The sequence below is a fragment of the Microbulbifer agarilyticus genome, assembly GCF_020171345.1.
In the GTDB taxonomy this organism is placed as follows: Bacteria; Pseudomonadota; Gammaproteobacteria; order Pseudomonadales; family Cellvibrionaceae; genus Microbulbifer; species Microbulbifer agarilyticus_D.
In genome coordinates, this window is the sequence record NZ_JAIUZM010000001.1 from 436929 (window position 1) to 452513 (window position 15585).

Here is a 15585-nt window from a genome sequence, read left to right on the forward strand (position 1 = left end):
CAAAGACAGGCCTGCCCCGGAAAAAACAGCTTCCAGAGAAATTAAAACCTTTTCGGTAAGTCGCTGCATTAAAGAAAATAAATTTCGGCGACGGAAATAGAGGATTCTTATTAGGCGTTTTGAGGAAATTTATTAAAAATATCGAAAACTGCTCAAAAAACAGCAAATTAAGTTACAAAAGAAACGAAAAAGTGCACCCAAAACGTAAACTTCACGACATAAGTGACTTTCGCTCACGCAGGGTGACCAATGAAAAAACTGGCGCGAAAAAACGCCGTGCACCTACGGGCGAGTCGTATAAGGGATTATTTAATTAACTATTCCAAACCGTTTAATTAAATAATAACCCTTTGAAATGGAATTCATGCGGCATTGGAATAGATATCAAATAAAACCGATATCTGGATAAGTTTTACGACATTTATACATCGCTTTGGGCCAATCAAATTTCACTGCGGCCATATTTTATATGGCGTATTACCGGCTTTTAGCAGGTAAAAATCCTAAAGGGAGTAAGCGCGCCTGTACCGGGTCTGAGCGCAAATATTGTAGGAAGCGAATAGCCAGATTTCGCTGCCGGGTATCCCGCAAGATCACCAGCTGCTGCTCCAGCGGCGGGTGGAACTGATAGGGGATACGCATAAACTGCGCTTGGCGCCCGGAAGCCAGGGCCTGCCCGTAGGGAATCAACCCCAGGTCCCCCTCCCCTTGGTGCAACATGATCTGCGCGTGCCCCGAATGCCCCGCGTACACCACTCGATTCTTTACCTTCGGCCACAAGCGCAACTTCTTTAACATCTTGACCGCCGCATCCCCATCGGGGGCGAGCTGCGGATCAGCCACGACCAATTTATGTTTACCGCGGCCCAATAACAGGATGAGCTGGCGAGGGGTGAGTGTCGCGCCGGAGGCGCCCTGTGTCGCGAGCGCAGCAAGGGTGGAGAACCCGGACGACTTGTTCGTGGAAATTTTCTCACTGGCCCATACCGCCAGCTGCCCACGCGCATAGGTCTGACGGCTGGCCGGAACCGTAAGTCCAGCCTTTTCCAGCAATACCGGGCGTGCCATATCGGCAGAGAGAAACAGGTCGAAGGGACGGCCCGCGTCGTTTGCACGAATCTGACTGTAGAGCAGGCCACTGGCCCCAGCGGTAATCTCCAAGCGACAGCGGCAGTGCGCTTCGAAAGACGGCCGCAAAGCCTCGAGCGCAGGCTGGAAGCTGGCATCTACGGCGATACGCAGCACCTTCGGGGTGCGCTCGCCACAACTGGAAAGGGCAACAGCGACCACAATGAAGCAGATGGTCGCAAACAGGCGCCGAAGCCGTTTACCGGCGAGGGAAAAGCTCGTATTCCGTAACAACATTCGAATACAAATACCTCAATTCGAATCTACCCCCACGGCCGGTCACTGGCTGCCACTACTCTGTAGATGACGCCAATCCTTGTGCTACCCCTGCAATCGGCTGAAATCCTCCGGTCGATTGAGGTTCAGGTGCCAATCGCCCTCCGGGACCGGCAGTTGCACGCAGCCAACAAACCCAAACAGGGCGCGCACAGAGGCAATAGCATCCCCCGCGGCGGCGGCACCCAGGTACTTGCGGCTGCGCGCGTTCAGTGGAAGCCAGCACGGCATAAAGTAGTCACCGAAACACACCGCTTGATCCACGGTCTGCCCGACCACACACAGCTGTTTCAGCAAACCTGGTGACAGCAGCGGCATATCCACCGGCACCACCAGCAATGCGTCACAGGCGAGTTCCCACTGGTGCAAATGCTGATCGATGGCCTGGAGTCCCCCGAGAGGGCCTGCGGCTTCTACCTGGTCTGGAATGCCACCTGGGCGGCGCCCGCTCACCAAAGGCGCCATCATCTCTATGCCTTCAGGCGCTTCAACCAACTCCAGCTGACGCTTCGCATGCTCGAGCAGCGTACTGCCATTGGATAATTTTAGCAGCGCCTTGTCCTGCCCCATGCGACTAGACAGTCCGCCAGCGAGTACTACTGGGCATACCCGAATTACCGGAGTTAATTGATTACCTGATGGCGATGTCATTTATTACTGCATCCTGACATTTGATCCTCGTGACTCCTGCGTACCACGTTCACTGAGAGGCGAAACCATACAGCAAAATTACGGTAAATTAGCCTCGCATATTTGATCTTTGAGAAAAGTAGCCCAAAAGGAACTCTCCCAGCCCGCCCCAAATGCCGCACCATATTGCCGCGCAACCACCTATCTTTGCACCATATCGCACCACCAATCTCCATATAGTGGCGTATCCAGCTGCTTTCTCGCTTCGCGCCAAGACCTTGCTGCACCGCCAGGGCGCAATCGCCCGCCAGAAGGCAACGAATCAACACGGAAGCGCCCATATAAAGCACACGCTCTACTAAATTAGCATCCATTGGTACGAGTTTTGATTGTCCAAATGCCAGTGGCATTGAGGCCCGGCCGCACAATCCGTGCCGCCGGGCCTTTTCTATTGCGCGCGAATATCCAGGGAGATCTCCATGGTTGCCAGCCCATGTGCAGGCCAGACTACCGCCGTCCAGCTTCAGCTCACCAGAGCTGCTCTCGGGGCTGCGCTGCTGCTCAGTGCGACAGATGCCGTTGGTGCAGAAGAAAACATCGCGCAAATGCCCGGGGACATGATTCGCAACAGTACCTTTGGCCTCAACTTTCGCCCCCGCTACGAGCATGTACGCGAAGTCTCTTTTCCCAAGCACGCTACCGCCGGCACCTTGCGCAGCCGTGCGACCTGGACCAGCGCCCGCTGGGATGGCTGGGAGTTCTTGCTGGAGGGCGACAATGTCACCTACATTAGTAGCGAAAAATTCAACAACACCGAGAACGGACGCACCCAGTACCCGGTCATTGCCGACCCGGATTACAGCGAGGTGAATCGGGTTCAGCTGAGCTACAAGCACAACACGAACCTGCTCACCCTGGGCCGGCAGCGTATTAATTTTGACGATCAGCGCTTTATCGGTGGTGTCGGCTGGCGCCAAAATGAACAGACTTACGATGCGTTACGCGCCGAGTGGGCATTCGACGACCGATTCACCGGCGACTACTTCTACTCCTGGAACGTCAACCGGATTTTCGGCCCCGATGGTGCCGACGGAGATATTGGCGGGCCGGTTAACGCGCTGCGCCTTAAATACAAGGTACGCCCGAATCACACCCTAAGCGGCTTTTTCTACAGCCTGGATTTCCACGAATTTGACCAGCTGGCGAGTGTCACCGCTGGCTTCAAGTGGAGCGCAGACTGTGACACCTTCCGCTGGCACCTGCGCGCCGCCACCCAGAGCGATACCGGGCGCAACCCCTACGACTACCGCGCGGAGTATTACAACGCGGAGTTCGGCACCAAGCCGGAACAAAAATACAAATTTGCCGGATTTGTCGGTACCGAGTGGCTCACCGGTGACGATCAGTGGGCATTTCAAACCCCGCTGGCCACGCTGCACAAGTTCCAGGGCTACGCGGACAAATTCCTGACCACCCCCGTCGACGGCATCCGCGACTACTACGCTGGCGGCTCAGTGGTTATTTCTGGCATTAAGTTTGCAGCAACTTTGCATAAATTCTATAGCGATCGCTTCAGCCGCGAGTACGGCAACGAACTCGACCTGGTAGCGACCTATGCCATAACAAAAAATATCGACCTGCTCGCCAAATACGCCACGTACGACGCTGACACCTTCAGCAGCGATACGGACAAATTCTGGCTGCAGTTCGAATTGAAGTTTTGACAAAGCGATGACGACCAACCCAATCAGCATTTTACTGGTCGATGACCAGAGCGAGCGCGCGGCTATGGTGTCCGAGCAGCTCAGCGCTGCCGGATACAACCTGCTGGCGCAGCTTTCCAGCGCTGAAGGCCTCCTGTTTCAGGTGGAAAAGCACCGCCCGGATATCGTATTGATCGATATCGAATCCCCCGACCGGGACATTCTTGAAAGCCTCTCCGTGATCAACCAGCACAACCCTACGCCAGTGGCGATGTTCTCTGCCCGCGGTGGCGCAGACTTCATCAGCAGCGCGGTGGATGCCGGAGTCAGCGCCTATATGGCTGAAGGTCTGTCCGCGGAGCGGGTCGCACCGGCCATTGAAATCGCTATGGCCCAGTTCCGCAGCTATCAGCAACTGCGGCAGTCCCTGGAGCGCACCCAGCAACAGCTGGACGAGCGAAAAATCATTGAGCGCGCCAAGGGGTTATTAATGGCCCGCAAGAATATCAGCGAGCAGGCCGCACATCAGACCCTGCGCACCCTGGCGATGAACAGCAATTCCACCATGCGCAATGTCGCCGAACAAATCGTCACGCATCTGCAAACACCGGCCAGATAGCGGGATTTGACACAGAATTTTAAAGATTGCCGAGAGTACTACCGTGAGCAGCCTGCAAGTCGAAAAGCCAAAACTCAAACTGCTCTATCTGCGCCTGACAGATAGCGCCCCACTGATCATCGCCCATGAGCTCGGATTATTTGAGCAGCATGGACTGCAAGTAACGTTAAAGCGGGAAACTTCCTGGGCCACACTGCGGGATAAGCTAATCGGCGGCGCCGCCGATGCCGCCGCGATGCTTGCGCCCATGCCACTCACCCTCAAGCAAACCTTGCCGAACTGCGAAGAAGAACTGCTCAGCGGTCTGATCCTGAGCTGCAATGGCAATGGAATTACCCTATCCAGCGACCTCTACAGCAAGTTAAACACACAGACTGACGATGCGGATGGCGCAGGCGCAGCGCTGAAGCAGTTTGTTGACCGACAAGCAGCGGATGCAACGCCGCTCACGTTTGCCAGCGTGTATCCATTTGCCAGCCACACATTGCAGCTGCGCCACTGGTTAAGCAATGCCGGGATTAATCCCGACACCGACGTGCGCCTGCAGGTATTGCCACCGGAACAGATGGTGGACCACCTGCGCCGTGGGGATATTGACGGTTTCTGCGTTGGCGAGCCCTGGAACACCTTTGCCGCCCAGGAAGGTATCGGGGTCATTGCCACGCCGAACAACGCCCTGATGCCCGCAATGCCAGAAAAAGTACTCGCGGTTACACGCAGCTGGCACGAGGCAAATCCGGCAACGCATCTGGCATTGCGTGCCGCGCTATTGGAGGCCTGTGGGTGGCTGAGCGACCGCAATAACCGTCGCGACGCAGCGGGAATTCTGGCACGCCCGGAATATCTCAACCTTGCTGATGACCTAGTGGCCGCCTCTCTGAACGATCAGCTGTACCGTAAAAAGAACATGATTCCCGAGCAGAATACAGGCTGGCATTTGTTCGCCCACCCGCAGACGGACCACGGGCGTCCCACACCACAAAAAGCGCGCGAGCTACTTGCCTTGTGTAACGAAATCGCGCCGACTGCTACAGATACTGCAGAACTCTTCCACGCTGACCTCTATCAACAGACCCTCGACTACCTTCGACTGCGCGAAATGCATGCTCCCAAATCACACACAGGCTAGTGGTCTCTTCTGACTAAATAAGCCCTGGAGCACCCTCCTCACGCGCCCACACTCGGTGCACATTTGTGCACCACCCCAGACAGAGCACACCAAAACAGGGCGCAATCGACAACTGGCTGGGCCCCTGAACCGCGCACAAACTACTGCCGACGGAACATTACTGCGCGTCATCGGACAAGTTTCGCCTCTAGTGCGCCATTTTTTCGCAGCACAGCGCACCAGTTTCGCCCTGTGACCGGGTTTGCGCACAACCATGGCACAGTTATTGAATAGCTATTACATAGTTATTGATACTTATTAGTAGGACAGCGAAGTCCACCGGCGGCAGCCAGGGTGCCCCGTGGGCTTTTTTTATGCCCGCCGTTTGGAGCCTTGCCGAGCAAGCCGACAGATTCAAAACACAAACTAACGGGATAACATTATGTCCAGTGACTCCTTAAACCTATTTTCCTTTAAAGGAAAAACCCGGGTACTGCACCTCACCTGGATTGCCTTCTTTATTACCTTCTTTGCGTGGTTCAACCATGCACCGCTGTTGATGGCAATTGCCGACAGTCTGTCGCTCACTTCGGAACAGGTAAAAACCCTGCTGATTCTGAACGTGGCACTGACCATTCCCGCGCGCGTAATTATCGGCATGCTGACGGACAAATACGGTCCGCGCCTGACGTATTCTCTGCTGCTGGCCATCGGTAGTATCCCCTGCTTTATTTTCGCGCTGGCCGATAGCTTCACCGCGGCGGCGATTGGCCGCTTCCTGTTGGGCTTTATCGGCGCCGGCTTCGTAGTGGGTATTCGCATGGTTTCCGAATGGTTCCCGGCCAAACAGTTGGGCACCGCGGAAGGTATTTATGGCGGCTGGGGTAATTTTGGCTCTGCGGCGGGCGCTATGACCCTGCCGACCATCGCCCTGCTGTTCGGCGGTGACGATGGCTGGCGCTACGCGATCGGCCTCACCGGTGCCATCGCGCTGGTGTACAGCGTGATCTACTACCGCTCCGTGACCGACACCCCCAAGGGTGGCACCTATTTCAAGCCGAAGAAAATCGGTGGTATGGAAGTTTCCAGCCCTGCCGATTTCGTACTCTTGCTGATCATGAAAGTACCCATGTACGCGGCTCTGGCGCTGCTAACCTGGAAACTGTCCCCATCTGGTGTCGGCATGCTCGCACAGTCTGTCGCGGTTGTAATTTACGTGGCACTTGCGGCGCTGTACCTGTTTGACGCGAAGAAGTGCTACGACATCAACAAAGAAATTTTCGTAAAACTGCCGGAGCCGATTCATCGCTATCAGTTCAAGCAGGTTGCGGTTCTGAACATTCTGTACTTCGCGACTTTCGGCTCCGAGCTCGCGGTTGTTTCCATGCTGCCGCTGTTCTTCTCCGAAACCTTTACCCTGGATCCAGTAAAAGCGGGGCTACTGGCTTCTGCCTACGCGTTTATGAACCTGATGTCCCGCCCTGCCGGCGGCCTGATCAGTGACCGCTTTGGACGCAAGAGCACGCTGTTGATTTTGACTGCAGGCCTGGCGGTTGGTTACCTGACGATGAGTATGATCGACTCTGAATGGCCGCTGTATCTGGCAGTAGCTGCGGCGATGGCCTGTTCTTTCTTCGTGCAGTCAGGTGAAGGGGCGGTGTTTGCGGTGGTACCGCTGATCAAGCGTCGCTTGACCGGCCAGATCGCCGGTATGACCGGTGCTTACGGTAACGTGGGCGCGGTGTTCTATCTGACGGTGCTGAGTATGGTGTCTTACCAGACCTTCTTCCTGGTGATTGCTGGTACCGCGGTGTTGGGCTTTGTTACTCTGCTGTTCCTTGCGGAGCCGGAAGGTCAAATGGCCGAGGTTATGCCGGATGGTAGCGTTTCACTAATCGACGTTGCCTGATCCAGGTAATGGGGCAACCACTTAGATAGTTACGTGGCGCGGCGTGCCGGAATCCGTTTTCGAGACACGCCGTGAACCCATCCCTGGGGGCTTGTCCGCGAGATCCCTCTCGCAGACAGTCCCGAAAACGGATTCCGGCACACCGCTTATCGCATAGATCTCAGCCCTGCCGATACTGCGAGGATCACTTTGAACCACACCTGCGAAATCACCACCGTGTCAGATTCGGATCACAAAGCCTCCAATTCCGAAACTCTGGAGTTCGCCACTGCGAGCGAGTGTGGACTGCGCGCTTACAATGACGATGCTGTGGCCGTATACCGGGCTACCGGCAGCGATCTGCGCTATCGCGGCTCCATAGCGGCGGTCGCCGATGGGGTTGGCAGTGCCGAGGCGGGTGGCGCAGCGGCACGGGCGGCAATCAGCGGGTTTATCTCCGATTACTACAGCACGCCGGATTCCTGGTCGGTAAAGCAGGCCAGTGCACGGGTTCTACATGCACTCAACAGCTGGCTGTATCGGCAGAGTGGCGGAGCCGACGAGGTACAGCGTGGTTGGCTGACGACCTTTTCAGCAGTGATTCTCAAGGGCTCTACCGCACACCTGATTCATATTGGTGACTCGCGCATTTATCGATTGCGGGATGGTAATCTGGAGCGCCTGACCCGCGATCACAGTCGCGCACTTGGTCCGGAGCGCACCTTTTTAAGTCGCGCTTTGGGTATGGACGCGCATATCGAGGTGGACTATCGACGCGAACCGCTGGAAGCGGGCGATCTATTCTGTGTCACCACCGACGGTATCCACGATTTTCTGCCGAAAGGGCAATTCACCGAGCTGCTCGCCAAGCACCAGCTGGACGCAGCGCAGGCGTTGACCACAGCAGCGCTGGACAACGGCAGTAAAGACAATCTGAGCCTGGCGTTGTGCCGTGTGAACGTAGTGGACACCGTGCAAGCCGACGATGTCATGGTGGCCACCAGCCAACTGCCCTTCCCGCCGCCACTGCAACCTGGAAATAAGATTGACGGTTACGAGGTACTGCAGGAACTCCATGCAAGCAGCCGCAGCTACCTGTATCTCGTCAGAGATATGGAGTCAGGAAAAAATGGCGAGCCGGAACGGCTTTGCGCACTGAAGGCTCCCTCCGAGAACTATAGTGATGATCCTGCCTACATCGAACGCTTCATTGCGGAAGAGTGGACGGGGCGCCGCCTGGATCATCCGGCCATCGTCAAAATATTCCCACCGCGCAAGGAACGTAAGTTTCTGTACCATGTGATGGAATATGTGGACGGGCAGAACCTGCGCCAGTGGATGCAGCTCAACCAGGAGCCACCCCTGGATCAGGTACGCAATCTGGTACAACAACTGGTTAGTGCCCTGAGACGCCTGCAACGCCTGGAAATCGTGCATGGAGATCTCAAGCCCGAAAACATCATGGTGGACACCAGCGGGCGCCTGAAGTTGATTGATTTGGGAGGAGCCAATGCAGCAGGCCTTCAGGAACTGCTGCGCTATCAGGACAGTGCGCCGCCCGGCAGTAAAAACTACTGTGCACCAGAGTATTTCTTCAAAGATGCGGCCAGCCACCGCTCCGATATCTTCTCCCTGGGTGTTATCGCCTATGAAATGCTGACCGGACATTATCCCTATAAAGAGCGCTTTGGCAGCAGCCACTACCAATTGAAGACTTACGCGAGCCTGCGCTACATCCGCGCACGGCAATACCGGGAGGACATTCCGGAATGGATTGATGGCGCTCTGCGCCAAGCCTGCGCACCGGATCCGAAAAACCGTTATCCCGCTTTGTCGGAACTCGTGCACGACCTGAGTACACCGAACAAAAAGTTCGATACGACGGAGAAGCCTCCGCTGATCCAGCGCAACCCACTGCTGTTCTGGCAGACCGTCGCAGTGCTCGCGCTACTTTCCCATTTGTTGTACTTCCTTTAACCCTGCTTTCCAAAAAATTGCTTCCGAAAGCACGGCAAAAAACCTGTCGCGTTCCAAACTGGGGCGCGCACCACTTTATCGCACCAATTTGCAGCATCAATTTTCCACTCTCGCGAATCCAAGCCTTCCATTAACCACAAGCTCTTTGCAATTTCCCTACGCCATCAGGGATCAGCCCAAGTTGGCATAGAGATTGAATACCATTAGTCACAATCTGAAATTCTTTTAGCAAGGCAACGGCGCCTGACACTCTTCGACAGAAGAGGGTAAGCCCGTGCAGCCTTAGCATCTGTGGCCCCCCACCTTTCTGTCGAAAACGTCAGGCACCAATACTCGGTAAGACTCCGGGTACCAACCTGGTAAATCACGGCAGAGATTATGGTTAAGCAAAAAATCGTCGTCATCGGCAACGGCATGGTCGGTCACCACTTCCTGGAACAACTGGCGAATCGCCCCGAACGCGAACTGTTCGATGTACTGGTATTTTGTGCCGAACCCCGCCCCGCCTACGACCGCGTGCATCTCTCCGAATATTTCGGCGGCCGCACCGCCGACGACCTGGCCATGGGCAAGGTTGAGCAGTATCGTGAGTGGGGCTACGACCTGCGCCTGAACGATGCCGCAGTGAGCATCGACCGCGAAAACAAAATCGTGACCTCTGCCAGCGGTGCCAGTGAGCCCTATGATCACTTGGTACTCGCCACCGGCTCCTATCCTTTTGTACCGCCAATTCCCGGCCACGAACACAGCAAGTGCTTTGTTTACCGTACCCTGGAAGATCTGGACAAGATCCAGGCAGCCGCTAACGACGGTAAAGTTGGCGTTGTCGTAGGTGGAGGCCTGCTGGGTCTGGAAGCGGCCAACGCCCTTAAGCAGCTGGGCCTGGAAGCGCACGTAGTGGAATTCGCGCCCGGCCTGATGTCCGTACAGCTGGACGAGGGCGGCTCCAAACTGCTGCGGGAAAAAATTGAAGAGTTGGGTGTAACCGTACACACCAGCACCGCGACCGAGCTGATCGAAGAAGTGGACGGCGGTCGCCTGCGCATGAACTTCAAGGGCGAAAAGTCCCTCGATACCGACCTGATTGTCTTCTCTGCCGGTATTCGCCCGGAAGACAGCCTGGCCAAGTCCGCCGGTATCGAACTGGGCGAGCGCGGCGGTATCGTAATCGACAATAACTGCCGTACCTCCGATAAAAATATCTTCGCCATCGGCGAATGCGCCCTGTTCAATAACTTTATCTTCGGTCTGGTAGCTCCGGGCTATACCATGGCGCGCACCGCGGTCTCCCTATTGTGTGGTGAGGCAGCGGAATTCAACGGCGCGGACATGAGCACCAAGCTGAAGCTGCTGGGCGTGGAAGTAGGCTCCATCGGTGATGCCCACGGCCGCAAAGAAGGGTCTGCCGCCATCACCTTTGTCGATGAACAGACCGGCGTGTACAAGCGCATGATCACCGACAGCGAAGGGAAAAAGCTACGCGGTGCGGTACTCGTTGGTGACACCAGCGACTACGACACCCTGCTGCAGTACCACCTGAATGACATGGATTTGCCGGAGCATCCCGAACAGCTGATCCTGCCAGCGCTGGATGGCGCCGCACCGACGCTGGGTGCCGATGCCCTGCCCGACACTGCTACCATCTGTTCCTGCCACAACGTCAGCAAAGGCGACATCGTCGGCGCCGTGCAAGGTGGCTGCTGCTCCGTAGGTGAAGTGAAAGACTGCACCAAAGCGGCAACCGGCTGTGGTGGCTGTGCCGCCCTGCTGAAAAATGTTGTGGATACCGAGCTCGCCGCTCTGGGTGTCGAGGTCAACAACGACCTGTGTCCGCACTTCCCCTACACCCGACAGGAAATCTTCCACATGGTGCAGGTGGAAGAAATCAAAACCTTTGACGAACTGCTGGAAAAACACGGCACCGGCAAAGGCTGTGAGATCTGCAAGCCCACTGCCGCCTCAATTTTCGCTTCCCTGTGGAATGAACACATTCACGAGAAGCCGCACGTTGGCCTGCAGGACACCAACGATACGTTTATGGCCAACATGCAGAAGAACGGCACCTACTCCGTTGTTCCGCGTATTGCCGGTGGCGAAATTACCCCGGACAAGCTGATCGTACTCGGCGAAGTGGCGAAGAAATACGACCTCTATACCAAGATCACCGGCGGCCAGCGTATCGACCTGTTTGGCGCACGCCTGGAAGAGCTGCCGGAGATCTGGCGCGAACTGACCGACGCAGGCTTCGAAACCGGGCACGCTTACGGCAAGTCGCTGCGTACCGTAAAGTCCTGTGTGGGCAGTACCTGGTGCCGTTTTGGTGTTCAGGACAGTGTGGGCATGGCCCTCACCGTTGAGAACCGCTACAAGGGATTGCGTTCACCGCACAAAATCAAAATGGCGGTTTCCGGCTGTACCCGCGAGTGTGCGGAAGCACAGAGCAAGGACATCGGTGTGATCGCCACCGAGAACGGCTGGAACCTGTATGTATGTGGTAACGGCGGCATGCGCCCGCGTCACGCCGACCTGTTCGCGACCGATCTGGATGACGTCACCCTGATCAAGTACATCGACCGCGTACTGATGTTCTACGTGCGCACTGCCGACAAGCTGCAGCGTACCTCGGTATGGCTGGAAAACCTGGAAGGCGGCCTCGATTACCTGCGCGAAGTTGTGATCGAGGACAAGCTGGGTATCTGCGACGAGCTGGAGCGCCAGATGACCAACGTGGTTGGCACCTACCAGTGTGAATGGAAGACCGCGATCAACGATCCGGAAATGCTCAAGCGCTTCCGCCAGTTCGTGAACACTGACGATAAAGACGAAAAGATCGTATTTGTGGAGGAGCGCCAGCAGCGTCGTCCAGCGACCGAAGAAGAGATCGTCAAGATCGCAGAGCCGGCATAAGCCGGCTCGCACCAGCAAACAGAATTGAAGATTTCATCACCCTATTCTTTCCATACCATTGTGGAGAACCGAAATGAGCGAAGTTGCCATAACCCGCACCGAGTGGCTGCAAGTCTGCAAGCGATCAGATCTTGTAGCCGATTCCGGAGTGTGCGCTCTTGTGGGCGATCGACAGATTGCCCTGTTTTTTTTACCCGAACAGGAACCCCAGTTGTTCGCCATCGATAACTGGGATCCTATCGCCAAAGCCGGTGTCATCGGCCGCGGCCTGGTTGCGGAGATCGACGGTGAAGTCACCGTGGCATCACCACTGTACAAGCAACACTATCGACTGACCGACGGCCAGTGCCTGGAAGAGGAAGCTATCCAACTCGCGGTTTACCCCGTCGCTTTCGATGGCGACGACGTACTGATCCAGGTCGATTAATAACAACAAAAAAGCAGTCGAAGATGGCATTAACAGAGCTGTTTAGCGCCCATAGATCCTGTACCACCTGCCCCTATTGCGGCGTGGGATGCGGAGTCGCCGCAACCAGGGAAACCACCCCTGGCAATCAAGGTGACAAAGAGGATGTGATCCGAATCCAGGGAGACGATCAGCATCCGGCCAACAAAGGTAAACTGTGTGTAAAGGGTTCTTCCCTTGCGGACACGCTGGGCAACCACGGGCGCCTGTTAAAGCCACAACTCCATGGCGAAGAGTGCGATTGGGAAACTGCACTGGATTTTGCCGCTACGAAACTGCGCGAAACGATCAATGAGCACGGCCCGGACTCTGTGGCCTTCTACCTGTCCGGCCAGCTGCTGACCGAAGACTACTACGTAGCCAACAAACTGATGAAAGGCTACATGGGCACCGCCAACGTCGATACCAATTCGCGCCTGTGCATGTCCTCGGCGGTTGCCGCCTACAAGCGCTCGCTGGGTGCCGACGCGGTACCCTGCAACTACGAAGACCTCGACGAAGCGGAACTGGTGGTGTTAATCGGTTCTAACGCCGCCTGGACCCATCCGATCCTGTTCCAACGTATGCAGGCGAGTAACGCCAAGCTTGTCGTCGTCGATCCACGTGGCAGCGCCACCAGCGAAATGGCAGACCTGCACCTGGCCATATCCCCGGGCAGTGATGCTGCACTGTTTAACGGACTGCTGCATTACCTGGCCGAGTTCGGCGCACTGGATCAGGCGTTTATCGACAACCACACCGAAAACTTTACCGACACCCTGTACGCCGCCGCAGAGTGGACCCCGGAAAAAGTCGCAGGTCACTGCAGCGTCGAGCTGGAGCAGCTCCTCGAATTCTACGAGCTGTTCCGCAACACCGAAAAAGCCATCAGTTTTTATTCACAGGGCGTCAACCAGTCCAGCACCGGTACCGACAAGAACAACACCATAATCAATTGCCACCTGGCCACCGGCCGTATTGGTAAGCCGGGCTGCGGCCCCTTCTCCATCACCGGCCAACCCAATGCCATGGGCGGGCGTGAAGTGGGCGGGCTGGCGAACATGCTCGCCGCGCACATGGACTTTACCGAAGAGAATATCGACCGTGTCGGTCGCTTCTGGAATGCCAGTAACATGGCCCAGGGGCCGGGTCTAAAAGCGGTTGAGCTGTTTAATGCGGTAGAAAGTGGTCAGATCAAAGCCGTATGGATTATGGCCACCAACCCGGCGGTGAGCATGCCGGACGCACGCCGCGTCGCGAAAGCGCTGAAGAACTGCCCCACCGTCATCGTGTCCGACTGTGTTGGCGATACCGACACCGCGCGCTGTGCCGACCTACTGCTGCCCGCCACAACCTGGGGCGAGAAAACCGGCACGGTTACCAACTCCGAACGCCGCGTGTCCCGCCAGAAAGGTTTCCTCCCCAAACCCGGCGAAGCCCGCCACGATTGGGAAATTATCTGTGATGTAGCAAAACGCCTGGGCTTCGGTGAAGCCTTCGACTTCCAGTCGCCCGCGGATATTTTCCGCGAACACGCCGCGCTTTCCGGTTTTGAGAACAACCGCGAACAGGCCCGCCGCGCGTTTGATATTTCCGCGCTTGCCAATATCAGCGACCACGAATACGACTTCTTCACCCCGGTACAGTGGCCAGTAAACGCAGATAACCCGCAGGGTACTGCGCGCCTGTTTAGCGATGGCGATTTCTACACACCCAATGGACGCGCCCGTTTTGTTGCCGTACAGCCACAGAGCCCAAAGCAGGAAACCCGCGACGAATACCCCCTGGTATTAAACAGCGGCCGTTTGCGCGACCAGTGGCACACCATGACCCGCACCGGCCGTGCACGCCAGCTGCTGGACCACAGCGAGGCCCCGGAGCTGCATGTGCACCCGCAGGAAGCAGAAAAATTTGGTATCCAGGATGAACAGCTGGTGCGCGTGGAAAGCGAAAAAGGCCAGTTCTTCGGCCGCGCCAGAGTCACTCCCAGCCAGAAGCCCGGCCAACTCTTCGCGCCCATTCACTGGAGCGACAGCCTCGCCCACAACGCCACCGTCAGTGCCCTGGCTATTCCCTTTACCGACCCCTTCTCTGGTCAACCAGAGCTAAAGCAAGTCGCAGTTAAGGTGGAGCCACTCACCGCGCACAGCTATGCATGCCTGTTACTGCGCACCGAAGCCGCAGAAGAATTACACAGCCGCCTGCAAATTGGCGAAGCCAAACTGTTTGAAACCATTCTGCACTGGTACCGGGTACCGGTTGAAGGCGGCTACCGCTTCGAACTGGCATTGAAAAAACAGCCGGACTGGCAAGCGCTCGCCGACAAACTGTTTAAGCTCGGCGACAAACAACTCAATCGCAAGCAACTGCAGTTACCCAGCGGTGAACGCTGGCTGCTGCACAGTGAGCTGATGGAATTCCTGGTATTCACCAGCGCCGAATGGCACTCCCTGCCGGACCGCAAGACACTCGAGAATGCGCTACTGGAGCCACTGCCCGACGCACCCGCAAAACTACTGCACGACGTCCCTGCCGGCGCACAGATGGTATGCACCTGCCTACAAGTCTCCCGTAAGGAAATCGAAACCGCTATCGCAGAGGGCGCCGCCTCGGTAGACGAACTCGGTGAGCTACTGGGTTGCGGCACCAACTGCGGCTCCTGTAAGCCGGAGATCTCCGCACTGCTCAATACCAACCTTGCAGTCGCCGTCGGCTAGACTGGTTTCTCCGAAACCGTCGACGACCCACTAACTTAATGCGAAGGCAAAGTGCCGGGGATGGGTTTTCGAAAGCGTCGGCGACATGGACGTCGCCGACGCAGCCTACAGGGATGTACTTGTGGCGGTTTCGAAAACCCATCCCCGGCGCTTTGCCGCCACACAACCAGTCAAGTAAGTACCACCT

At 56.5% G+C, this 15585-nt stretch carries 10 protein-coding genes; 8 read left to right on the forward strand and 2 right to left on the reverse strand.

Features of this window, described 5'->3' with window-relative positions; translation table 11 throughout:
* Positions 1-477: 477 nt before the first annotated feature.
* Together modA and mobA are read right to left on the reverse strand one after the other, a co-directional pair.
* A complete protein-coding gene (modA, locus tag LCM31_RS01700) occupies positions 478-1365 on the reverse strand; it encodes a molybdate ABC transporter substrate-binding protein (protein ID WP_224867009.1) in 888 nt (295 codons plus the stop codon).
* Between the two features lie 84 nt (positions 1366-1449).
* Positions 1450-2055 (reverse strand): molybdenum cofactor guanylyltransferase, encoded by a 606-nt coding sequence (gene mobA, locus LCM31_RS01705; RefSeq protein ID WP_224867012.1) that lies wholly within the window; start codon positions 2053-2055, stop codon positions 1450-1452.
* 458 nt (positions 2056-2513) lie between these two features.
* On the opposite strand from mobA, the gene LCM31_RS01710 reads away from it, so the two are divergent.
* The 8 genes from LCM31_RS01710 (at position 2514) to LCM31_RS01745 (ending at position 15398) form a co-directional block, all read left to right on the forward strand.
* Positions 2514-3758 carry an alginate export family protein gene (locus LCM31_RS01710; protein ID WP_224867014.1) on the forward strand — a complete coding sequence of 415 codons (1245 nt, stop codon included), beginning with the start codon at positions 2514-2516 and terminating at the stop codon, positions 3756-3758.
* Positions 3759-3765: 7 nt separating this feature from the next.
* Complete coding sequence (locus tag LCM31_RS01715; RefSeq protein ID WP_224867016.1) at positions 3766-4356, forward strand: ANTAR domain-containing response regulator; 591 nt, start codon at positions 3766-3768, stop codon at positions 4354-4356.
* A gap of 43 nt (positions 4357-4399) precedes the next feature.
* Positions 4400-5485: a CmpA/NrtA family ABC transporter substrate-binding protein gene (locus LCM31_RS01720; RefSeq protein ID WP_224867018.1), complete on the forward strand. Its 1086-nt coding sequence runs from the start codon at positions 4400-4402 to the stop codon at positions 5483-5485.
* A 421-nt stretch (positions 5486-5906) separates the two neighbouring features.
* Complete coding sequence (locus LCM31_RS01725; RefSeq protein ID WP_224867020.1) at positions 5907-7373, forward strand: NarK family nitrate/nitrite MFS transporter; 1467 nt, start codon at positions 5907-5909, stop codon at positions 7371-7373.
* Positions 7374-7562: 189 nt separating this feature from the next.
* Positions 7563-9329: a bifunctional protein-serine/threonine kinase/phosphatase gene (locus LCM31_RS01730; protein WP_224867022.1), complete on the forward strand. Its 1767-nt coding sequence runs from the start codon at positions 7563-7565 to the stop codon at positions 9327-9329.
* A gap of 378 nt (positions 9330-9707) precedes the next feature.
* On the forward strand, positions 9708-12236 hold the full coding sequence (gene nirB / locus LCM31_RS01735; RefSeq protein ID WP_224867024.1) for a nitrite reductase large subunit NirB: 2529 nt from the start codon (positions 9708-9710) through the stop codon (positions 12234-12236).
* 73 nt (positions 12237-12309) lie between these two features.
* Positions 12310-12663: a nitrite reductase small subunit NirD gene (gene nirD / locus LCM31_RS01740; RefSeq protein WP_224867026.1), complete on the forward strand. Its 354-nt coding sequence runs from the start codon at positions 12310-12312 to the stop codon at positions 12661-12663.
* A 23-nt stretch (positions 12664-12686) separates the two neighbouring features.
* Entirely contained in the window at positions 12687-15398 is a 2712-nt protein-coding gene (locus tag LCM31_RS01745; RefSeq protein ID WP_224867027.1) for a nitrate reductase, read from the forward strand.
* The last annotated feature ends 187 nt before the right edge of the window (positions 15399-15585 follow it).

Excerpts from the sequence above, each read along its gene's own strand:
- LCM31_RS01725 (WP_224867020.1), top strand. The coding sequence starts at position 5,907 with ATGTCCAGTGACTCCTTAAACCTATTTTCCTTTAAAGGAAAAACCCGG.
- LCM31_RS01715 (WP_224867016.1), top strand. The coding sequence starts at position 3,766 with ATGACGACCAACCCAATCAGCATTTTACTGGTCGATGACCAGAGCGAG.
- nirD (WP_224867026.1), top strand. The coding sequence starts at position 12,310 with ATGAGCGAAGTTGCCATAACCCGCACCGAGTGGCTGCAAGTCTGCAAG.
- nirB (WP_224867024.1), top strand. The coding sequence starts at position 9,708 with ATGGTTAAGCAAAAAATCGTCGTCATCGGCAACGGCATGGTCGGTCAC.
- LCM31_RS01710 (WP_224867014.1), top strand. The coding sequence starts at position 2,514 with ATGGTTGCCAGCCCATGTGCAGGCCAGACTACCGCCGTCCAGCTTCAG.
- LCM31_RS01745 (WP_224867027.1), top strand. The coding sequence starts at position 12,687 with ATGGCATTAACAGAGCTGTTTAGCGCCCATAGATCCTGTACCACCTGC.
- mobA (WP_224867012.1), bottom strand. The coding sequence starts at position 2,055 with ATGACATCGCCATCAGGTAATCAATTAACTCCGGTAATTCGGGTATGC.
- modA (WP_224867009.1), bottom strand. The coding sequence starts at position 1,365 with ATGTTGTTACGGAATACGAGCTTTTCCCTCGCCGGTAAACGGCTTCGG.